The sequence below is a fragment of the Nonomuraea sp. B10E15 genome, assembly GCF_039871615.1.
GTDB lineage: Bacteria > Actinomycetota > Actinomycetes > Streptosporangiales > Streptosporangiaceae > Nonomuraea.
On sequence record NZ_JBDPMB010000011.1, the window covers coordinates 90,180 to 111,270 of the forward strand.

Below are 21,091 nucleotides of genomic sequence, written 5' to 3' on the forward strand. Positions count from 1 at the left end.
ACATGGGGTGGCCCATGCCGCGGCACACCAGGGAGCCCGGCCTGCTCCCACGTCCTCTGGCGATCCTGGGCGCGCTCGCGCTCGTCGCGGGCACCGGCACGGCGATCCGCCTGCTCCCGGCGGACGGCCGGCCTGCGCCGGCGGCGCCCCCACCGCTCGCGCGGCCCTCGCCTTCGCTCTCGCCCGTGGTCTCCGAGGAGCCTCCGCCGACGGCGTACGTGACGTTCGTCGACTCCGCCCGCGAGCCCGCGTTCGACCTCCCCGCGCGGTACCGCCGCACCGGCGTCCGCCGGTACGCGCTCGGCCACCTCGTCGCGGGCGGCGACGGCTGCGTGCCGGCCTGGACGGGCTCCCCCGCTCCCGGCGAGCCGATCGGCCGGCTCAGGGCGCTGGGCGGCGACGCCGTACTCGTGTTCGGCGGGCGGGGCGGGCGCGCGCTGGCCACGACGTGCACCCGGCCCGGCGAGCTCGCCACCGCCTACCGCCGGATCGTCGGAGCCTACGGCGCCACCGCCGTCGACTTCGAGGTCCGCGACAGCGCCGACAGGACCGCCGTGCTGCGCAGGGCGCGCGCCATCCACGCCCTGCAGCAGGAGCGCGACCTGCGCGTGAGCTTCACCCTGCCGTTGAGACCCGGCGGGCTGAGCCCGGCCGACGCGGCGATGTTGCGGACCACCCGCCGGGCGGGCGCGGACATCGAGACCGTCAACCTGCTGGCCGCTCTCGGGCCGCGCACGGCACACCGCAGCCGGCTGGGCAGGGTGGCGACGGCCGTGCGGGCGGCCCGCGCCCAGGTCGCGCGGGCGCAGGGCCTGGACGATCCCGAAGAGGCGTGGGAGCGCATCGCGCTGACCCCGGTGCTGGCCGGCGGCTCCGATCTGGGCGCGTCGGACGCGCGCACGCTGGCCGCGTACGCCACCCGCCACCGGCTGGCCTGGCTGTCGCTGCGTGGAGCCGATCCACCGCAGGGCGTCTCACGGATTCTCTGGCGGGCGCTGTCCTGAATATAGGATTCCGGGGAGCGGTGAGGTTTCTGTCGGCATGGGGAGGGCGTGATGATGGCACGTCCCGACACGGCCAGAAAGCTCCTCATCTACTGGATGGACGCCGCGACGGCCCTCATGGCCCTGATGTTCGCCGGGGTCACCGTCGCGGAAATGGCGGCCGGCACGATCTCCGCACCCCGCACGGCGGCCGTCCTCGCGTGCCTGCTCGGCTTCTTCGGGCTCTACCCCTTCCTCCTCAGGCAGGCCTTCGACCACCAGCCGAAGCCCACGCCGAAACTCGCGCTCGCGGCGGTCCTGGCGGCGGGCGTGCTGCTGCTCATGCCGCACAGCGGCAACATCGCCGGCCTGCGCTGGGAGAGCATCCCTCTGTGGTTGTCGGCCGCCGCCCTCTACCTGTCGCTGCGGGCGACGGCCTGCCTGACCGCGGTCACGATCGCCCTGTCCACCGTGTTCGTCGTCCGCGTGAGCGGCCAGACGTGGCCGAGCGTGCTGCTCAGCGAGTCGGCCGCGGCCGTCGTCATGATCGGAGCCATGCTGCTGTGGCGCTGGCTCTGGTGGATGATCAGGGACGCGCACAAGAGCCGGGAGGCGAAGGCCAGATTGGCCGTCGCGGAGGAGCGGCTGCGCTTCGCCCGTGACCTGCACGACCTGCTCGGCCACAGCCTCGCGGTGATCACGCTGAAGAGCGAGCTGGCCGCCAAGCTGGCCACCAAGGACACCGCGAGGGCGGCCGCCGAGATGGCCGCCGTACGCGAGCTGGCCGGCGAGTCGCTGACCGAGGTGCAGCAGGCCGTTCACGGCTACCAGATGCTCGACCTGGAGGAGGAGCTCGACGGCGTACGCGTCGCGCTGGAGGCCACGGGCGCCCGCTGCGTGATCGAGGCCAGGGCCGACGGGCTGCCGCCGGAGTCGCGGACGCTGCTGGCGTGGGCGGTGCGCGAGGGCGGCACCAACGTGCTCAAGCACAGCAGGGCCACCCGCTGCGCCATCACCATCGACGGGGGCGTGCTCGAAATGGTCAACGACGGCGTGAACGGGCAGCCGGGCACGCCCGGCAACGGCCTGCGCGGGCTGTCGGAGCGGCTGGTCGCTGCGGGCGGCTCGTTCTCCGCGGCGCCCACCAGGTCGGGTGAGTTCCTGCTGCGCGCGGGGGTGCCGCCGTGAGGCTGATCTCCCGCGTACGGAACGCGACGAAGTTCGACAAGGCCCGCTGGCTGATCGTCTGGTCCGCGGACCTTCTCCTGCTGCTGTCCACCGTCGGATTCTTCGACCTGTACGTCCGCTGGCAGCTGGGCATGCCCTGGCCGGTGGTCGCGACCGCCGCGGCGTTGCTGCTGGTCTTCGCCGTGCTGAGCACGCGGCCGTTCAGGATCGCCGTCAGGGGCGGGAAACGGCCCACGGCGCTCCTTGCGGTCACCGGGGTGATCGTCCTCCTCCTGGCCGTGTTCCCGCTCATCTGGGTGATCCCGGTGTGGCTGGGGCTGATCACGGCGTTCGCCCGGAGAACGACCGTCATCGCCCTGTCGGTCGCGTCGATCGTGGTCATCAACGTGTACGTGACGCTGGTCAGCTCCTTCGCTCCCGAGCTGGTGCTCGTACAGACGGTGATGACCACCATCACCGTCGGCGCGGTGTGGGCCAACCTGCGGCTCTGGCACCTGACCAAGGAGGCGCACGAAGGGCAGGAGGCGCTGTCCAGGCTGACGGTGTCGGAGGAGCGGCTGCGCTTCGCCCGCGACCTCAACGACCTGCTCGGGCAGAGCCTCACCGACATCGCGTCCAGGACCGCCCGCGCCGAGCAGACCCTGCGCTCCGGGCAGGAGGCGGCGGCGGCCGAGATGTTCGAGGTGCGCGACCTGGCCAGGCAGTCGCTGCGCGAGGTGCGCAACGTCGTCCAGAACTACCGGGCGATCGATCTCGACGAGGTCCTCGCCAGCGTCCGGGCGGTGCTGGAGGCGGCGAACGTGCGCTGCACCGTGCGCGCGGAGACCGCCTCGCTGTCGCCCGAGACGCGCACGCTGCTGGCCACGGTCGTGCGCGAGGGCGCGACGAACGTGCTCAAGCACAGCAAGGCCGAACGCTGCACGATCACGATCCAGGACGGAGTGCTGGAGATGTCCAACGACGGGGTGAACGGGCCGGTGGGCGAGCACGCGCCGAACGGCCTGGCGGGGCTGGCCCAGCGCGTGCGTGCGGCGGGCGGCATCCTGGAGGCCGAGCCGACCCGCGAGGGCCGCTACCTCCTGCGCGCGGCGGTGCCCGCATGACCACACGCGTGCTGCTCGCCGACGACGAGCACCTCGTCAGGGGCGCCATCGCGGCCCTGCTCGACCTGGAGGACGGCATCGAGGTCGTGGCCCAGGTGGGCCGGGGCGACGAGGTCGTGCCCGCGGTGGCCGAGCACCGGCCCGACGTGGCCGTCCTCGACATCGAGATGCCGGGCATGGACGGCCTGAGCGCGGCCGAGCAGATCAGCTCCCAATGCAAGATCGTCATCCTGACCAGCCTGGGCCGTCCCGGCTACCTGCGCCGGGCCATGGCGGCGGGCGTGAGCGGCTTCCTCGGCAAGGACGCCTCCGCGGAGGAGCTGGCGATGGCCATCCGCAAGGTCCAGTCGGGCGGGCGCTACCTCGACGCCGAACTGGCCGCCGCTGCGATGGCCGCCGGCGACAGCCCGCTGACCGAGCGCGAGCGCGACGCGCTCCGCCTGGCCGGCGACGGGGCCACGATCTCGAGGATCGCCGGAGAGCTGCACCTGACCGAGGGCACCGTACGCAACTATCTGTCCAGCGCCATGACCAAGCTCAACGCGCAGAACCGCCTGGAGGCCATCCGCACGGCGCAGCGCATGGGCTGGCTCTGAGGTCCGCCCGCCACGGCACCACCCGGCCCGCGCACACCACCCGGTCTACGCAGGGCCGCCCGGTCTAAGCAGGGCCCGGTCTACGCCCGGACGAGCAGCGCGACGCACTCCACGTGATGGGTCATCGGGAACGCGTCGAACGCCCGCAGCTCCGACAGGGTGTAGCCGCGCTCCGCCAGCCAGGCCAGGTCGCGGGCGAGGGTGGCCGGGTCGCACGACACGTACACGATCCGCAGGGCGTCCAGCGACGCGATGCGCGTCACCACCTCGCGCCCCAGCCCCGCCCTCGGCGGGTCGACCACGACGAGGTCGGCCCGCTCGATCTGGTGCCGGTCGAGGGCGTCCTCGACGCGCCCCCTCTCCACCCGCGCCTGCGGCAGGTCGCGGAGGTTGGCGCGGGCGTCACGGACCGCGGACTCCTCCGACTCCACCCCGAACACCGCGCCCTCGGGCCCCACGGCCTCCGCCAGGCCGGCCGCGAACAGGCCCACGCCGCAGTAGAGGTCGAGCGCCCACTCCCCCGGTTCGGGGGCGGCGTACGCCAGCACCGCGTCCAGCAGCGTCTCGGCGGCCCCGGGGTGCACCTGCCAGAAGCCGCTGCCCGCCACCCGGAACCGGCGCTCGCCCGCCCGCTCGTGCAGCACGCCTGAACCGCGCCGCGGCACCGTGCGGCCCTTGCCCTGGTCGAGCAGGACGGAGGCGGGCGCTTCGAGGTCGGGCACCATGACGCTGCGCCGGGGCCTGGGCGTGACGACCACGGCCCGGTCGCCGCCGGACGAGGCGATGACCTCGATGCTCGACGCGCCAGGCCAGGTGTGCTCCTCTGCGGCGACCGCCTCGACCTCGGGGTGGGCGATCAGGCAGGCGTCGACGACCTCGATCTGGTGGGAGCGGTGGCGGCGGAAGCCCAGCTCGCCGGAGGGCAGCGCGGCGAACTGCACCCGCGTGCGCCAGCCGAGACCGTCTTCGGCCCCCGGCACCTCCTCCACCACGACCTCGCGCCGGATGCCCGCCAGCCGCTCCAGTTGCTCGGTCACGACCTGCGCCTTGAGCCGCCGCTGCGCCTCGGGCGTGGCGTGCTGCCAGTCGCAGCCGCCGCAGCGCCCCGGACCGGCGTAGGGGCAGGGCGGGACGACGCGGTCGGGCGACGGCTCGAGGATCTCCACGGCGTCGGCCCGCAGGAACCGGGTGGTCTCCTCGGTGACGTCGGCGATCACCCGCTCGCCGGGCAAGGCGTGGCGGACGAAGACCACGCGCCCTTCGTGGCGTGCCACGCACCAGCCGCCATGGGCGACCGGACCTACCGTCAACTCGAGAGATGCCTGTTCCACACCGACACCCTATGTGCGCGGGCGCGGCGGGCTGTCACGGGCGGGGGAGGCGCCGTCCGCTACGGGCGGGCCGTTACCCTAGGTGATCGTGAACGAGGGGCGGGTGGTGCGGCGGCGGCTCGGATTCGGGGGGACGCTGCTGGCCGTGCTGTTCGCCTGCGCCTCGCTGACGCCGTCGTTGTTGCCCCGCACGTGGCTCCTGCAGGGGGTCATGGGCGCCGTCACCGGGATCATCGGCTACGCGGCAGGAGCGGCGCTGGGCGCGCTGGCGCGTTCGATGATCCGCTACCGGCCGTCCGAGCGGGCACGGTGGATCGCCTGGCAGGTCCTGATCGCGGGCTGCGCCGCGGTGGGCGCGATCACGCTCTGGTACAGCTACGACTGGCAGCGCGACCTGCGGGCCCTCATGGGCATGGACACGCGGATCACCTGGTTCCCTCCGGTGATCCTCGCCGTGGCCCTCGGCCTGTTCGCCGTGATCCTGTTCCTGTGCAGGCTGGTACGCCTGGGCGGCCGCAAGCTGATCGGCTGGCTGGACCGGTACGTGCCGTCGTTCGCGGGGCACGCCATCGGCGTGCTGGTCATCGCCGTCCTGGTGGGGGTGCTGGCGAACGACGTGCTGTTCTCCGGGTTCGTGGCCAGGGTGAGCGACGTCTCGTCGGTCGCCAACAAGGGCACCGATCCGGGCGTGCGCCCGCCCGTGTCGCGTTCCCTGTCGGGCGGCCCGGGCTCGCTGGTGAGCTGGGAGTCGCTGGGCAGGGAGGGCCGCAGTTTCGCCGGCAGCGCCGTCACCCCCTCCCTGCTGACCGCCTTCTCCGGCCGTCCGGCCGCCGAGCCCATCAGGGTGTACGTCGGCCTCGAAGCCGCGGCCACCCCCGAGGCGCAGGCGGCGCTTGCCGTGCGCGAGCTGGAGCGCACCGGCGCGTTCGACCGGTCGATCATCGCCGTGCTCGGCACGACCGGCACCGGCTGGGTGGACGAGCACGTCGCCGACGCGCTCGAGTACATGTACAACGGCCGCTCCGCCATGGTGGCGGTGCAGTACTCCTACCTGCCGAGCTGGGTGTCGTTCCTGGTCGACAGGGGCAGGGCGGCGGCCGCGGGCAAGGCGTTGTTCGAGGCGGTGCACGCCCGGCTGGCCCTGCTGCCGCCCGACGACCGGCCGCGGCTGGTGGTGTCGGGGGAGAGCCTGGGCTCGTACGAGCTGGAGCGGGCGTTCAGCGACCTGGACGACATGGCGGCCAGGACGGACGGTGCGCTGTTCGTCGGGCCGCCGAACGCCGACCCGATCTGGCGGCGGCTCACCGAGGGCCGCGAGCCCGGCAGCCCCGTGTGGCGGCCGGTCTACGACGGCGGCAGGACGGCCAGGTTCGCCCAGCGCCCCGCCGACCTGAGCCGCCCGCCCGGCCCGTGGCCGCACCCTCGCGTGGTCTACCTGCAGAACGCCTCCGACCCGGTGGTGTGGTGGACGCCGGAGCTGATCTACCGCAGGCCGGCCTGGCTGGAGGAGCCGCGGGCGCCGGGCATGAACCCGCAAATGAACTGGTTCCCGCTGGTGACGTTCTGGCAGGTGCTGGTGGACATGACGGCCGCGCTGTCGGTGCCGCCCGGGCACGGGCACCGCTACAACTCCGACATCGTGGACGGGTGGGCCGCCGTGGCCCCGCCGCCGGGTTGGAGCGCCGACGACACCGGCAGGTTGCGCGCGCTGATCAGCGGGAACTGACCCGCCCCTCGTCGTCGCTCTGCTGCGCGGGACGCCGTACCGCGCCGGGCGCGAACGGCTCGGGCCTGCCCTTGAGCCGGTCGGAGGAGTGCAGCTGCCAGGGCACGCTGGTCACCATGACTCCCGGTTTGAACAGCAGGCGCGCCTTCAGCCGGAGCGCGCTCTGGTTGTGCAGCAGGTGCTCCCACCAGTGGCCGACCACGTATTCGGGGATGAACACGGTCACCACGTCGCGCGGTGAGCGCCTGCGCAGCGTCTTGACGTAGTCGAGGACGGGCTGGGTGATCTCGCGGTAGGGCGAGTCGAGCATCTTGAGCGGCACCGGGATGCCGAGGCGCTCCCACTCCTCCTGCAGCCTGCGCGCGTCCTCCCCTTCGACGCCCACGGTGACGGCCTCCAGCGTGGACGGCCGGGTGACGCGGGCGTACGCGAGGGCGCGCATGGTCGGCTTGTGGATCTTCGAGACCAGCACGATCGCGTGGTTGCGCGCGGGCAGCATGGCCGGCTCGTAGTCCTCGGTGATCTCCAGCTCGGCCGCCACGTTGTCGTAGTGGCGCCTGATGCCTTTCATCATGAGGAACAGGATCGGCATCACGATCACCACGATCCACGCCCCGACCAGGAACTTCGTCAGCAGCACCACGATGAGCACCAGCCCCGTCATGATCGCCCCGAAGAAGTTGATCGCGCGGGAGCGGTACATCTGGTGCCGGATCCTGGGCTCGGTCTCGGTCTTCAGATGGCGGGTCCAGTGGATGACCATGCCGGTCTGGCTCAGCGTGAACGAGACGAAGACCCCGACGATGTAGAGGTTGAGCAGGCGGCTGACGTCCGCGTCGAACCCCCAGAGGAGCAGGCACGCGCCGAGCGCCAGAATGACGATGCCGTTGGAGAAGGCCAGCCGGTCGCCGCGGGTGTGCAGCTGGCGCGGCAGGTAGCGGTCCTGGGCCAGGATCGAGCCGAGCACGGGGAAGCCGTTGAAGGCCGTGTTGGCGGCCAGGAAGAGGATCAGCGCCGTCACCGCCGAGACGACGATGAACGGCATCGACCCGCCCCCGAACACCGCGTCGGCCACCTGGGAGATGATCGGCTGCTGGTAGTAGCCGGGGCCGACGGGGGTGCCGTCCGGCCTGAGCAGATCCTCGGCGACCACCGACGGCTCGGCCACCTTCACCCCTGACGCGAGGCCGAGGGCGATGATGCCGCTGAACATGCTGATCGCCACCAGCCCCATCATCAGCAGCGTGGTGGCGGCGTTCTTGCTCTTGGGCTTCCTGAACGCGGGCACGCCGTTGCTGATTGCCTCGACGCCGGTCAGGGCCGCGCAGCCGGAGGAGAACGCGCGCAGGATCAGGAACGCCGCGGCGAAGGCCGTGAGGTTGGTCTGCTCGGGCTCGATGGTGAAGTGGGCGCTGGGCGCCTGGATCTGCTCGTCCAGGATCAGCAGCCGGAACCCGCCCCAGGCGATCAGCCCCAGGACGGCGACCATGAACGCGTACGTCGGGACGGCGAACGCGGCGCCCGACTCGCGGATGCCGCGCAGGTTGACCACGGTCAGCAGGACGACGATGACGACGGCGACGGCGGTCTTGTGCTGGCCGACGAACGGGATCGTGGCGCCGACGTAGTCGACGCCGTTGGCGACGGACACCGCGACGGTCAGCACGTAGTCGACCATGAGAGCGCTGGCCACGGTGAGCCCGGCGTTGCTGCCGAGGTTGGTGGTCGCGATCTCGTAGTCGCCGCCGCCGCTGGGGTAGGCGTGCACGTTCTGCCGGTACGACGCCACGACCGTGAGCATGACGACCACGACGGCGAGCGCCACCCACGGGCTGTAGGCGTAGAAGGAGGCTCCCGCGAGCGAGAGGATGACGAGGATCTCCTGGGGCGCGTACGCCACGGACGAGAGGGCGTCACTCGCGAAGACGGGCAGGGCGATGCGTTTTCGCAGGAGCTGCTCGTGGAGCTGCCCGCTACGCAAGGCACGTCCCACGAGCACGCGTTTGACGAGATCCGTCACCTTCGACACGTAACGAGATGCTAGTCCTCTGCCAGGGGGATCGAACGCGGCAGCCCCCATCGGGCCATACTGGTGTCGAGCAACCTGCCGACCGCGAACATGCGGGGGGAAATGCATATTGTGATCATGGGATGTGGCCGGGTGGGTTCGACCCTCGCGCACATCCTCGAAGACGGCGGTCATTCCGTCGCCATCATCGACCGCGACCCGCAGGCGTTCCGGCGGCTGCGGGCCGGGTTCCGCGGGCGGCGGGTGACGGGTGTGGGCTTCGATCGCGACGTGCTCACCGAGGCGGGCGTCGAGTCCGCGACCGCGTTCGTGGCGGTCTCCAGCGGCGACAACTCCAACATCATCTCCGCCCGCGTGGCGCGTGAGACGTTCGGCGTCGACAACGTGGTGGCCCGCATCTACGACCCCCGCCGGGCCGAGGTCTACCAGCGGCTGGGCATCCCGACGGTGGCGACCGTACGCTGGACCGCCGACCAGATCATGCGCCGCATCCTCCCCGAGGGCGCCGAGCCGCTCTGGCGCGACCCCACCGGCACCGTCGTCCTGGCCGAGACGGCCGCGCACCCGGCCTGGATCGGCACCCGCGTCGTCGAGCTCGAGGAGCGGGCGCGGGCTCGCGTCGCCTTCATCAACCGCATGGGCGAGGCCGTGACCATCGGGCCCGACACGGTGGTGCAGGAGGGCGACGTGCTGCACGTCATCGCCGCCGAGAGCGACATGGACCGGATCAACAAGGTGCTGGCCGCGGCACCGGAAGAGGAAGACTGATGCGCGTCGCCATCGCCGGAGCGGGCGCCGTGGGCCGCTCCATCGCGGCCGAGCTCCTGGAGAACGGCCACGACGTGCTGCTCATCGACGTCGACCCCGGCGCCATCAAGATCGACAGCGTGCCGCGCGCGGAGTGGCTGCTCGCCGACGCCTGCGAGATCGCCTCCCTCGACGAGGCCGGGCTCAACAACTGCCACGTCGTGGTGGCCTCCACCGGCGACGACAAGGTCAACCTGGTGGTGTCGCTGCTGGCCAAGACCGAATACGGCGTGCCGCGCGTGGTCGCCCGCATCAACCACCCCAACAACGAGTGGCTGTTCAACGAGTCGTGGGGCGTCGACGTGGCCGTCTCGACCCCGCGCCTGCTGAGCGCGCTGGTGGAGGAGGCGGTGAGCGTCGGTGATCTGGTGCGCCTGATGACGTTCCGCCAGGGGCAGGCCAACCTGGTCGAGCTCACCCTCGCCGACGACGCCCCCGTTGTGGGCCATCGGGCCGGCTCGGTGCCGTGGCCCGTGGACGCCGCCCTGGTGGCGATCCTGCGCGAGGGGAGGGTGCTCGTCCCCACGGCCGACGATCCGCTGGAGGCGGGCGACGAGTTGCTCTTCGTGGCCAACCAGGAGGTCGAGCAGGAGCTGGCCCACCTGCTGTCGCAGCACTGACGGAAGGCCCCCTCGCGAGCGGCGTGCGAGGGGGTCGCGCCGCCTTTCAGGACTCCCAGACGAACTCGTTGAACCGGTTGGGGTCGTCCTTGTCGGCGCAGAATCTGTGGCTACGCGGCGACTGGTAGGGAATGTCGACGTATGTCTCGCTGCTGATGTTCTTGCCGCACGTCAGGTTCTGCGGGTCGGTGTCGTCATCGGCGATGGCGGGCACGGCCGCGAGCAGCAGGGCCGTGGTGGTCAGGGCAAGGGCGGCGACAACGCTTCTGAGCATGATGGCTCCCGTACGAGTGAGCGGGCAGTTCCACCGGCTTTCTTACCCTCCGTTGCGGATCGCGTACTTAAGGGTTACTTCCCGAGGTCTTTAACGTCTGCGACTTTCGGCGCCCCGGCTGGATGTCCCGCGATCGGCGGGTAGGGGGAGCCCATGCGCCACAACGTGCTGGCTTGTGACTATGACGGGACCCTGGCCCGCGCGGGCCACGTGACCGAGACGACGATCGAGGCCCTGGAACGGCTCTCCCGCGCCGGCATCAAACTCGTGCTGGTCACCGGGCGCGAGCTCGACGACCTGCTCACCGTGTTCCCGCACCCCGGCCTGTTCGACCTGATCGTCGCCGAGAACGGCGGCCTGCTGTACGACCCGGGGCAGCGCACCCGCGACGCCCTGGCCACGCCTCCGCCCGCCGCGCTGGCCGACCGGCTGCGCGGCGAAGGGGTCAGCCCGCTCGGCGTGGGGCAGGTGGTGGTCGCCACGCGCGAACCGCACGACGTGCGCGTCCTGGCGGCCATCCGGGACCTCGGGCTGGAGCTGCAGGTGATCTACAACAAGGGCGCCGTCATGGTGCTGCCGCCGGGCGTGAACAAGGCGAGCGGCCTGGCCGCCGCCCTCGACCGGCTGTCGCTGTCGGCGCACAGCACGGTCGCGGTCGGCGACGGGGAGAACGACCACGCGTTCCTGACCGCCGCCGAGTGCGGCGCCGCCGTCGCCAACGCGCTGCCCGCGCTCAGGGACTCGTGCGACCTGCCCCTGGCGGGTGAGGCCGGCGACGGGGTGGGCGAACTGGCCGGGATGATGCTCTCGGGCGACCTGGACGCGGTGGACGTGCCGCGCCGTCACGTCCTGCTCGGCCATCGCGGCAACGAGGAGGTGCGGCTGCGGCCGTACGGCTCCGGGCTCCTGGTGGCGGGCCCCTCGGGCAGCGGCAAGTCCACGGTGACGACGGCGCTGCTGGAGCGGCTCGTCGGCGACGGCTACCAGTGCGTGATCGTGGACCCTGAGGGCGACTACGCCGACTACCCGGGTATCACCGTGCTCGGCGACCCGGACCGGGTGCCCGGCGTGGAGGAGGTCGCGCACGTGCTGGAGCAGCCGCGGCAGAGCGTCGTGGTCAACCTGATCGGCCTGCAGCTGCGCGACCGCCCCACGTACTTCGCCGAGCTGCTGCCCCGGCTGACCGGCGTGCGCGCCAAGCTCGGCCACCCGCACTGGGTGGTCGTCGACGAGGCCCACCACCTGCTGCCCGCCGAGGTGCGGCGGGTGCCGCTGGGCGAGGCCGCCGACCTCGGATCGTTGCTGATGATCACCGTGCATCCCGAGGCGGTGAGCACCGAGGCGCTGCGCCTGGTGACGACCACGATCGCGGTGGGCAAAGAGCCCGAAAGCACGCTCGCCGCGTTCGCCGGCGCCCTCGGCCAGGAGACGCCCTCGCTCGACCCGGTCGCCGATGGCGACATCGCGCTGTGGCAGCGCGGGGACGAGACGGCCCGGCACCTCACCCTCACGCCCGCGACCGTCGAACGCACCCGGCACCGCCGCAAGTACGCGGCGGGCACCATGGCCAAGGACAAGAGCTTCTACTTCACCGGACCCGGCGAGCGGCTGCGGTTGCGGGCGCGCAACCTGCACACCTTCGTCGAGCTGGCCGAGGGCGTGGACGACGACACCTGGCTGCACCACCTGCACAGGGGCGACTACTCGCAGTGGATCCGCGACTGCCTCGGGGACGCCGGCCTCGCCGACGAGGTGGCGGAGCTGGAGCGGGCGGACGAGCCGCAGCCCGCGGAGAGCAGGCAGCGGGTGGCGGACCTCATCGGCAGGCGCTACACCCTTCCCGCCGAGCCCACCGCCTTCGACCCGGACCACGACGACCGCTGAGCCCTCCGCCGCCGCAGGACGCGCAAGGGCGGGGCGGGCGTCGTCGCGGAACGGTCAGACCGGCGCGGCCGGATTGGCGGGGGTGCGGCCGCGGCCGAGCACCCACAACATCGCGGCGAACGCGGCCACCTGGAGCGGCCAGCCCATCACGATCTTGGCGAATCCGAGCGCCGCCACCGCCTGGTCGCCGCCTCCGAACAGGTAGACGGGCCCCTGCACGGCCACCCGCACCGCGCACGGCAACAGGAGCAGCCACGTCAGCCGGGTGCAGAGCCGCACGATGCCCTGGTCCTTGTGCCAGGCCGTCGGATCGCCCGTGACCGAGCCGATCAGGAATCCGACGACCGGCCAGCGCGTGACGATCGACACCAGCATGGCGAGCATGTAGGCGGCGTTCCAGAGGATGCCGGGCAGGAAATAGTCTTTCGCGTCGCCCGTGCGGCTGGCGAAGAACGCGCCGATCGCGATGCCGATCAGGCTGTTGATCACGAACTGCGGCGTGGACCGCTGCACGATCCTGACCGCCAGCAGCACCACCGACAGGGCGACACTGATGATCAAGGACAGCTTCAGGTCCTCTGTGGTGATCCAGGACACCGTGAAGGCGATCGTGGGGACCGCCGCCTCGATGATGCCGCGCACGCCGCCGAAGGCCTTGGCGAGCTGGGCCCGCACCGCCGCCTCAACCGTGTCGTGGGCGGCCTCTTCTGCCTCGGCACTCACTCGATCAACTCCCTGGGCGCAGCTCGTAACGCGGATTGAACATCACCTTGCGCCCGTCCTGCATGCTGACCAGGCCCTCGGCCTTGACCGTGCGGCCGGGCTCGATGCCCACGATCTTGCGTCGGCCGAGCCAGACCAGGTCGATCACGTCTGACCCGTCATAGAGCTCGGCCTCAAGCGCGGGAGCACCACCCCTCGGGCGCAATGTCACTGTACGTAGCGTACCCGCCACGCAGAAGCGCCGGCGCCCGCCACACGAGGCGATCGGGGTGGCGCCGACCTCATCGGCGTCTTCCCTCAGCTCCTGGGCCTCGATCTCGGACTGGGAAGATGCCAGCCGACTCAAGAACCCGCGCAATCCCCTGCGTTTCTGGGGCTCTGCCGTACTCATGATGGAGCCAGCCTATGTGATGTCAGCCGTCAGCGAATCTCACTGATCTCCGGCCCTCTCCTGAACGGGTTGAACCCCTGCTGCTCCTGCTGCTGCTCGGCTCCCGGCTCGTTGGGGCGGCGCAGCGGGATCGGCTCCTCGCGCGCCATCGGCTCGTCGCCCCGCACCACCACGACGTCCTTGATGAAGTCGATGTACGCCGTCGCGACCGTCTCGTCGACGGCCGCCTTGCCGGAGATCACCGCGAGCAGGAACCAGCGCGGCCCGTCGATGCCGAGGTAGCGGGCGGGCCTGCTGTTGCCGTCGGCCTTCATCTCGCCGGCCAACTCGCTGCCGAACGGGCCCTCCCGCTCCTCCAGGTGCTTGGCCTGGGCCAGGATCTTGGCCTTGACCTCGTCCCACAACCCCGAGCTGCGCGGCGCGGCCAGGGCCTGCAACTGCAGCGAGCTGTCTTCGTACAGAGCCACGACGCCGACGTGCTGGTCGCCGACCGACGCCAGCCGTACGTCGAAGTCGGGATTGTGCGGCAGCCGCAGGCCGCCGAGGTCGATCCTGTCGGTGCCGGGGTGGGGCTCGTCGGCGTCCCACGGGCCGGACTCTCGGGTGGGCGCGGCAGACTCCTGCTCGATCGCCTGTTCCGGCTGCTCACGACGACGACGTCGGAACACGTTCCTCACTCTCCTTGCTCACCGGGCCGCCTGGCGGCCCGCCATGTCGAAGGGCCGCGGGCGCGGCCCGCTGGTCAGCGTCCTGTAGATCCGAATCCGTTGGCGCCGCGCACCGAACCGGGCAGGCGCTGGACCTCGTAGAAGGCCGCGCGCTCCACCCGCTGGACCACGAGCTGCGCCATCCGGTCGCCCCGCCGGAGGCGGAACGGCTCCTTGGCGTCGGTGTTGATCAGCGTCACCCTGATCTCGCCGCGGTATCCGGCGTCGACCGTGCCGGGCGCGTTGACCAGGGTGACACCGTGCCGGGATGCCAGCCCCGACCTCGGGTGCACGAACGCGGCGTAGCCGTCGGGAAGGGCGATCGCCACTCCCGTGCCGACGACGGTCCGCTCGCCGGGCATCAGCTCGACGTCCTCGACCGCGTAGAGGTCGGCGCCCGCGTCACCGGGGTGGGCGTAGGACGGCATCGGCAGCTCGGCGTCGAGCCGCTGGATGAGGACCTCGGGGCCCGCACCTGCGTTGGTCAAGGGTTCACCTCGTAGTCGTGTTCGGCGGCGATGCCTGACCGATCGCCGTGCTTGGCGAAGTGTTCCATGTTCACCTCGATGCACGGGGCCGCCGCGCGGACGGCGACCGAGCCGCCGATGGCGCCGATTCGCCCCTCAGCCTCAAGGTACGCCTTCCTGCCCGCGTTGCCGTTGCACCAGGCACGCAGGTGGAGTGTCGTGCCCACGGGGACGGGGAGGCGCGGGCCGGTCACGGAGGAACGCGTCACGGGTGACGAGGTTACTCCGTGTCCGCGCACCCGCCGTCCGTCTTCCCCCTCCCACCTCCCACCGGCCCTTCGACCGCACACCTTCCCGGCCAGCCGACCACGCACCTTCCAGCCCCACTCACCCCGTTTCGCCACCCGCCCAGCCTGGCCGCCCGTCGTCGCCGCACTGTTCACACGACGCGGCGGGGTGCCCGAGCTTCTCGGCGGTCAAGCGGCCTATGGACGTGGATCGGCGTCGTCCCCGCCCTGCTCGGGACCGTCACCCCGCGGACTGGCGGCGGTGCGATCCTGCGGAGCGGCGGCCTCGGAGCGCGCCTCCGTGCCGTCCGTGTGCTCACCGGCGTCGCCGTCCCTGGGCCGGGGGACGTCTCCGGTCTCACCCGAGCCGGCGGCCGGACGAGGGCCGGGGATGTCACCGGGCGTGGCCGGCTCGGGTTCGGCGGGGGCGGGGGACGTGTGGTCCGGTGGTGGCAGAGCGGGACGGCTCGGACGCAGCTCCGGGAGCGCCCGGTAGATCACCGCCGCCACCGGCACCGCCACGGCGGCCCCCGCGATGCCCGCGAGGATGCCCCCGACGGCCAGCACCAGGATGATGGCGAGCGGGTGGAAGTTGAGCGCCCGGCCCACGATCAGCGGCTGGAGCACGTGGTTCTCGAGCTGCTGCTCGATGACGAGGATGCCGAGGAAGATCAGCGCGAAGATGAGGCCCTTGGCGCCCAGCGTGACGAGCGTGGCGACGGTGCCCGCGAAGAAGATGCCGACGATGGGGATGAAACTGGCGAAGAAGATCAGCACGGCAAGCGGCGCCCACAGCGGCACCCCCATGCCGGCCAGCACGAACCCCATGATCAGGCCGTGTACGGCGGCCACGGCCACGGTGCCCTGAACGTAGTGGGAGAGCGTGGTCCACGCGGCCCGCCCCGCACGGTCGACGCGCGGAGCCACGCCGCCGAACGCCTTGAGGAACCACGCCCAGATGCGGTCGCCGTCCTTGAGCAGGAAGAACGTCACGAAGAGCAGCAGCACGATGGACGCGAGCACCTCGAAGGCCACCGCGCCGGCCGACAGGACGGTGCCGGTGATGGCCGTGCGCTGCGCGTTGACCATGTCGACGACCTCGTCGACGTAGCCGATGATCTGCGCCTCTTCCAGCTGCAGCGGGCCGCTGATCAGCCATTCCTGCACGGACCTGGCGGTCTCCTGGACCTGCCGGACGAGGTTGGGGAACTCCTCGCTGGCCCGCGCCCCGACCAGCCAGCCGGTGCCGGCCAGCACGGCCAGCGCCACCAGCATGGTGAGCCAGGTGGCGTAGATGGGCCGCATGCCGGCGCGGCGCAGGGCGTTGGTCAGCGGGAACAGCAGCGCGGTCAGCAGCAGCGCGATCGCCACGGGCAGCGCCACGAACGTGAGCCCGGCGATGACCTGGACGAAGTAGTAGACGACCACGCCGACGAGGATCAGGCACCCGCACCATGCGGCCATCTTGGCCAGGACGGGCGGCACGAGATTGGTTGGGCGGTCGGGAAGCACGGTTCAAGACTGGCACGTCCCGGCGGCGGATGCGCGCGGTTATCACCCCGGCGTGATCGCCCGCGGGCTGCCCTGACGCCGTCGTGCCCGGCGCGCGCCGCTGGTCGTGCCCGGCCGGCGCCGGAACTCGCTCTTCTTCGCCCTGCGCAAGGACGTCAGCAGGGGCCGCTGACGCCGGGCGCCCGCCATGGGGCGCCCGGCGTGCGGGCGTCAGCCGAGACGGACCTCGACTCGCAGCGCGTCACCGTGCTCCAGGACGAACTCCTCGACGTTGCCCGCCGCGCACAGGTCGTCCTGGGCCTGCCGCACGAGCGCGGTCTCAGGGCCCGTGACGGTCAGCCTGCTGACCTCGGCCCGCATCGACAGCCTGGCCTCCGACTTGGCCTTGCGCACCCGCCCGAGCACCTCTGAGGCCACGGCCAGCACCGCCGGGTCACCGTCGCCGCGTTCGGCCTGGGGCCACGGCGCGCGGTGGACCGAGCCCTCGCGCCACCACGACCACACCTCCTCGGTCACGAAGGGGAGGAACGGCGCGAACAGCCGCAGCAGCACGTCGAGGGCCTGCCGCAGCGCCGCGTGCGCGGAGGCCGCGGCGGGGCCGGACTCGTAGGCGCGGGCCTTGACCAGCTCGAGGTAGTCGTCGCAGAACGCCCAGAAGAAGCGCTCGACGGCCTCCAGCGCCCTGGTGTGGTCGTAGGCGGCGAGCCCTTGCCCCGCCTCGCGTACGGCGTCGGACAGGGCCGCCAGCATCGACAGGTCGAGCGGCTCGGTGACGTCGCCCTCGCTGCCGGCCAGCCCGAGCACGAACTTCGAGGCGTTGAGGATCTTGATCGCCAGCCGCCGGCCGATCTTGAGCTGCCCGGCGTCGAAGGCGGTGTCGACGCCGTAGCGCCCGTTGGCCGCCCAGTAGCGCACGGCGTCGGAGCCGTGCTTGTCCAGCAGGTCGAGCGGGGTGACGACGGCGTTGCCCTTGGACTTGGACATCTTCTTGCGGTCGGGGTCGAGGATCCACCCCGAGATCGCCACGTCGCTCCACGGCAGCCCGCCGAACTCGTAGTGCGACCTGACCACGGTCGAGAACAGCCAGGTGCGGATGATCTCGTGCGCCTGCGGCCGCAGGTCGGCCGGGAAGACCCGCCTGAACAGGTCGTCGTCGCTCTCCCAGCGGCCGGCGATCTGCGGTGTCAGCGACGAGGTGGCCCAGGTGTCCATGACGTCGGGGTCGGCCACGAACCCGCCGGGCGCGCCGCGCCGGTCCTCGGTGTAGCCGGGCGGAACGTCGGAGGACGGGTCGACCGGCAGGGCGTCCTCGGCCGGCAGGATCGGCGCGTCGTGGACGGGCTGCCCGGACTCGTCGACCGGATACCAGACCGGGAAGGGCACGCCGAAGAAGCGCTGGCGGGAGATCAGCCAGTCGCTGGTGAGCCCCTGCACCCAGTTGTCGTAGCGCACGCGCATGTGCGGCGGGTGCCACGCCAGCTCGCCGCCCCGCTGCAGCAGCCGCTCGCGCAGTTCCTCGTCGCGGCCGCCGTTGCGGATGTACCACTGGCGGGTGGTGACGATCTCCAGCGGCCTGTCGCCGCGCTCGTAGAACTTCACCGTGCGCTGCACAGGACGGGGCTCGCCCTCCAGGTCGCCGGACTCGCGCAGCAGCTCCACGATGCGCTCGCGCGCGCTGTGGACGGTCTTGCCCGCCAGCTCCTTGTACGGCTCGGCGTCGACGCCCTCGGGCGGCTCCGGCAGCAGCCGGCCGTCCCAGCCGATGACCGGCCGGGTCGGCAGCCGCAGCTCGCGCCACCAGGTCACGTCGGTGACGTCGCCGAACGTGCAGATCATCGCGATGCCGGTGCCCTTGTCGGGCTCGGCCAGGCGGTGTGCCAGCACCGGCACCTCGACGCCGAACAGCGGCGTCAGCACCGACGTGCCGAACAGCGGCTGGTAACGCTCGTCGTCGGGGTGCGCGACCAGCGCCACGCACGCCGGGATCAGCTCGGGCCTGGTCGTCTCGATCCAGACCGGACCCCGCTCGCCGTAGAAGGAGATCCGGTGAAAGGCGCCGGGCCATTCGCGGTCTTCCAGCTCGGCCTGCGCGACGGCGGTGCGGAAGGTGACGTCCCACAGCGTGGGCGCCTCGGCGAGGTAGGCCTCGCCGCGCCTCAGGTTGCGCAGGAACGCCCGCTGGGAGACCGCCCGGGACTCGTCGCTGATCGTGGTGTAGAGCAGCGACCAGTCGACCGACAGGCCGACCCGCCGCCACACCTCCTCGAACGCCCGCTCGTCGAGTGCGGTCAGCTTGTGGCACAGCTCCACGAAGTTGCGCCGCGAGACGGGGAGTTCGCGCTTGCCCGGCTTGTCCGGCGGGACGAAGTCAGGGTCGTAGGGCAGCGACGGGTCGCAGCGCACGCCGTAGACGTTCTGCACCCGGCGCTCGGTGGGCAGGCCGTTGTCGTCCCAGCCGATGGGGTAGAACACCGATTTTCCGGTCATCCGCTGGTAGCGGGCCATGATGTCGGCGTGGGTGTAGGAGAAGACGTGCCCGATGTGCAGCGAGCCCGACACGGTCGGCGGCGGCGTGTCGATGGAGTATACCCGCTCACGCGGCACGGACCTGTCGAAGCGGTAGGTGCCCTCAGCGTCCCAGCGAGCTACCCATACCTGCTCCAAGCCATCGAGAGTCGGCTTTTCCGGCATGGAGGCATGGCCTGGTCGCTGTTGAGTCATGCCTCCTTATGCTACGGCTTCGGCGCACGGCAAGCGGTACAGACTAGTGTTCGTTACCAACGGGAAGGGAGATCGGTATGGCGGAGGACAAGCCAGACGTGGCCTGGCGGGTCATCGGCGGCTTGGTGGGGCTCGTGACGGCCTGGGCGGCCAGGAAGCTCCTCGGGTTCGTCTGGGTGAAGGCGACCGGTAAGGAGCCTCCTGTCGACACCGACTCACCCGAGGTCAGCCTGGGCGAGGCCATCGGCTACGCCGTCCTGATGGGCGTCGGCATGTCCGTGGCCCAGATCGTGGTCAACCGGACCGCCAAGAAGCGTTACGACGCGTGGAAGGCTGTGAAGCAGGTGACTCCAGGGCATTGAGAAACTCGTTCGCCCAGCGGTCCACGTCGTAGGTGGCCACCCGGCGGCGCATGGTGCGCATCCGCCGGGCCAGCTCGTGCGGCGTGGCCCGCATCGCCGCCATCATCTGGCGCTTGACGTCCTCCACGTCGTACGGGTTGACCAGGTACGCCTGGCGCAGCTCGTCCGCCGCCCCGGTGAACTCGCTGAGCACCAGCGCGCCGTTCAGGTCGTGGTGGCAGGAGACGTACTCCTTGGCCACCAGGTTCATCCCGTCACGCAGCGGGGTGACGACCATGACGTCGGCGGCGAGATAGAGCGCGGCCAGCTCCTCCTGGTCGTACGACTGGTGGAAATACTGCACGGGCTGGTAGCCGAGCTGCGCGTGCTCGCCGTTGATCCGGCCCACCTGCAGTTCGATGTCGTCACGCAGGCGCCGATATTCCTCCACCCGTTCCCTGCTCGGCGTGGCGATCTGCACGAACACCGCCTCGTTCGGCCGCAGCCGCCCGTCCTTGAGCAGCTCGCCGAACGCTTCCAGCCGCTGTCCGATGCCCTTGGTGTAGTCGAGGCGGTCGACGCCGAGCAGCACGTGCTCGGGGTCGCCCAGCTCGACCCTGATCTCCTTGGCCCGCGCCGCGATGTGCGGCTCGCGCACGAGCGAGTCGAGGTGCGCGAAGTCCACGGAGATCGGGAACGCCTGGGTGGTCACGATGCGGTCGTCGAGGAAGATCTCGTTCCCCTTGTACGGCAGCCCGAGCAGCCGCCGGCACAACCTGCGGAAGTTGGAGGCGCCACCGGGCAGCTGGAAGCCCACCAGATCGGCCCCGAGCAGCCCTTCGACCAGTTCCTTGCGCCACGGCAGCCGCCAGAACAGCTCCGTCGGCGGGAACGGGATGTGCAGGAAGAACCCGATCCGCAGGTCGGGCCGCAGTCTGCGGAGCATCGCGGGCACCAGTTGCAACTGGTAGTCCTGCACCCACACGACCGCGCCCTGCTCGGCGGCGTCGGCGGCAGCGGCGGCGAACCGCTCGTTGACCGAGCGGTAGGCCTCCCACATCTCCCGGTGGTAGACCGGCGGCGCCACGACGTCGTGGTACAGCGGCCACAGGGTGGCGTTGGAGAAGCCCTCGTAGTACAGCTCGACTTCGCTGGCGGACAGCGGGATCGGGACGAGGTTCATGCCGTCCTGCTCGAACGGCTCCAGCTTCTCGTCGGGCGCCCCGTGCCAGCCGGCCCAGGCTCCGTGGCGGCGTTTCATCACCGGTGCGATCGCGGTGACGAGCCCGCCAGGACTCCTGCGCCACGAGGCCGTTCCGTCAGGCTCGATCGTGCGGTCCACCGGCAACCGGTTCGCGACGATCAGAAACGAGCTACGGCCAGTCACGCAGTCCTCCTCTA

Annotated in this window: 20 protein-coding genes; 9 read left to right on the forward strand and 11 right to left on the reverse strand. The window is 71.4% G+C overall.

What is annotated here, in order from left to right:
• Window positions 1–14: 14 nt before the first annotated feature.
• The 4 genes from ABGB14_RS28075 to ABGB14_RS28090 are packed head-to-tail and all read left to right on the forward strand — an operon-like array spanning window position 15 to window position 3,870.
• Window positions 15–1,004 (forward strand): hypothetical protein, encoded by a 990-nt coding sequence (locus ABGB14_RS28075; protein WP_347646814.1) that lies wholly within the window; start codon window positions 15–17, stop codon window positions 1,002–1,004.
• 51 nt (window positions 1,005–1,055) lie between these two features.
• Complete coding sequence (locus tag ABGB14_RS28080) at window positions 1,056–2,171, forward strand: histidine kinase (RefSeq protein WP_347646815.1); 1,116 nt, start codon at window positions 1,056–1,058, stop codon at window positions 2,169–2,171.
• Window positions 2,168–3,274 (forward strand): histidine kinase, encoded by a 1,107-nt coding sequence (locus ABGB14_RS28085; RefSeq protein WP_347646816.1) that lies wholly within the window; start codon window positions 2,168–2,170, stop codon window positions 3,272–3,274. The genes ABGB14_RS28080 and ABGB14_RS28085 overlap by 4 nt, the downstream gene beginning before the upstream one ends.
• A complete protein-coding gene (locus tag ABGB14_RS28090; protein ID WP_347646817.1) occupies window positions 3,271–3,870 on the forward strand; it encodes a response regulator transcription factor in 600 nt (199 codons plus the stop codon). Before ABGB14_RS28085 ends, ABGB14_RS28090 begins: the two co-directional genes overlap by 4 nt.
• A gap of 80 nt (window positions 3,871–3,950) precedes the next feature.
• On the opposite strand, the gene ABGB14_RS28095 is transcribed toward ABGB14_RS28090, so the two are convergent.
• Complete coding sequence (locus ABGB14_RS28095; RefSeq protein WP_347646994.1) at window positions 3,951–5,180, reverse strand: class I SAM-dependent RNA methyltransferase; 1,230 nt, start codon at window positions 5,178–5,180, stop codon at window positions 3,951–3,953.
• A gap of 109 nt (window positions 5,181–5,289) precedes the next feature.
• Here ABGB14_RS28095 and ABGB14_RS28100 point away from each other — a divergent pair, with 109 nt between their 5' ends.
• Window positions 5,290–6,927, forward strand: a complete 1,638-nt coding sequence (locus ABGB14_RS28100) for an alpha/beta-hydrolase family protein (RefSeq protein WP_347646818.1) — start codon at window positions 5,290–5,292, stop codon at window positions 6,925–6,927.
• Here the strand turns inward: ABGB14_RS28100 and ABGB14_RS28105 are convergent.
• Window positions 6,914–8,956, reverse strand: coding sequence for an APC family permease (locus ABGB14_RS28105; protein WP_347646819.1), 2,043 nt, complete (start codon window positions 8,954–8,956; stop codon window positions 6,914–6,916). The genes ABGB14_RS28100 and ABGB14_RS28105 overlap by 14 nt on opposite strands.
• A gap of 102 nt (window positions 8,957–9,058) precedes the next feature.
• Here ABGB14_RS28105 and ABGB14_RS28110 point away from each other — a divergent pair, with 102 nt between their 5' ends.
• Together ABGB14_RS28110 and ABGB14_RS28115 are read left to right on the forward strand one after the other, a co-directional pair.
• Window positions 9,059–9,724 carry a TrkA family potassium uptake protein gene (locus ABGB14_RS28110; RefSeq protein WP_347646820.1) on the forward strand — a complete coding sequence of 222 codons (666 nt, stop codon included), beginning with the start codon at window positions 9,059–9,061 and terminating at the stop codon, window positions 9,722–9,724.
• Window positions 9,724–10,383, forward strand: coding sequence for a TrkA family potassium uptake protein (locus tag ABGB14_RS28115; protein WP_347646821.1), 660 nt, complete (start codon window positions 9,724–9,726; stop codon window positions 10,381–10,383). Before ABGB14_RS28110 ends, ABGB14_RS28115 begins: the two co-directional genes overlap by 1 nt.
• Before the next feature lie 46 nt (window positions 10,384–10,429).
• Here the strand turns inward: ABGB14_RS28115 and ABGB14_RS28120 are convergent, their stop codons facing one another.
• Window positions 10,430–10,657, reverse strand: a complete 228-nt coding sequence (locus tag ABGB14_RS28120; RefSeq protein ID WP_347646822.1) for a hypothetical protein — start codon at window positions 10,655–10,657, stop codon at window positions 10,430–10,432.
• A 153-nt stretch (window positions 10,658–10,810) separates the two neighbouring features.
• Between ABGB14_RS28120 and ABGB14_RS28125 the strand changes: the two genes are divergently transcribed.
• On the forward strand, window positions 10,811–12,541 hold the full coding sequence (locus ABGB14_RS28125; RefSeq protein WP_347646823.1) for an HAD-IIB family hydrolase: 1,731 nt from the start codon (window positions 10,811–10,813) through the stop codon (window positions 12,539–12,541).
• A gap of 54 nt (window positions 12,542–12,595) precedes the next feature.
• On the opposite strand, the gene ABGB14_RS28130 is transcribed toward ABGB14_RS28125, so the two are convergent.
• The 7 genes from ABGB14_RS28130 to valS all read right to left on the reverse strand — a co-directional run bounded on the left by ABGB14_RS28130 (window position 12,596) and on the right by valS (window position 19,319).
• The gene (locus tag ABGB14_RS28130; protein WP_347646824.1) at window positions 12,596–13,264 is read right to left on the reverse strand and encodes a DUF3159 domain-containing protein; all 669 of its coding nucleotides are present in this window, start codon (window positions 13,262–13,264) and stop codon (window positions 12,596–12,598) included.
• Between the two features lie 4 nt (window positions 13,265–13,268).
• A complete protein-coding gene (locus ABGB14_RS28135; protein WP_347646825.1) occupies window positions 13,269–13,655 on the reverse strand; it encodes an OB-fold nucleic acid binding domain-containing protein in 387 nt (128 codons plus the stop codon).
• Between the two features lie 29 nt (window positions 13,656–13,684).
• Window positions 13,685–14,323 carry a DUF3710 domain-containing protein gene (locus tag ABGB14_RS28140; RefSeq protein WP_347646826.1) on the reverse strand — a complete coding sequence of 213 codons (639 nt, stop codon included), beginning with the start codon at window positions 14,321–14,323 and terminating at the stop codon, window positions 13,685–13,687.
• A gap of 74 nt (window positions 14,324–14,397) precedes the next feature.
• Window positions 14,398–14,850: a dUTP diphosphatase gene (gene dut, locus ABGB14_RS28145; RefSeq protein ID WP_347646827.1), complete on the reverse strand. Its 453-nt coding sequence runs from the start codon at window positions 14,848–14,850 to the stop codon at window positions 14,398–14,400.
• Window positions 14,847–15,098, reverse strand: a complete 252-nt coding sequence (locus ABGB14_RS28150) for a hypothetical protein (RefSeq protein WP_347646828.1) — start codon at window positions 15,096–15,098, stop codon at window positions 14,847–14,849. Before ABGB14_RS28150 ends, dut begins: the two co-directional genes overlap by 4 nt.
• A gap of 216 nt (window positions 15,099–15,314) precedes the next feature.
• Window positions 15,315–16,628 (reverse strand): AI-2E family transporter, encoded by a 1,314-nt coding sequence (locus tag ABGB14_RS28155; RefSeq protein WP_347646829.1) that lies wholly within the window; start codon window positions 16,626–16,628, stop codon window positions 15,315–15,317.
• Window positions 16,629–16,838: 210 nt separating this feature from the next.
• The gene (valS, locus tag ABGB14_RS28160) at window positions 16,839–19,319 is read right to left on the reverse strand and encodes a valine--tRNA ligase (RefSeq protein WP_347646995.1); all 2,481 of its coding nucleotides are present in this window, start codon (window positions 19,317–19,319) and stop codon (window positions 16,839–16,841) included.
• Between the two features lie 107 nt (window positions 19,320–19,426).
• Here valS and ABGB14_RS28165 point away from each other — a divergent pair, with 107 nt between their 5' ends.
• Entirely contained in the window at window positions 19,427–19,711 is a 285-nt protein-coding gene (locus ABGB14_RS28165) for a DUF4235 domain-containing protein (protein WP_347618039.1), read from the forward strand.
• Here the strand turns inward: ABGB14_RS28165 and ABGB14_RS28170 are convergent.
• Complete coding sequence (locus tag ABGB14_RS28170; protein WP_347646830.1) at window positions 19,644–21,077, reverse strand: trehalose-6-phosphate synthase; 1,434 nt, start codon at window positions 21,075–21,077, stop codon at window positions 19,644–19,646. The genes ABGB14_RS28165 and ABGB14_RS28170 overlap by 68 nt on opposite strands.
• Between the last annotated feature and the right edge of the window lie 14 nt (window positions 21,078–21,091).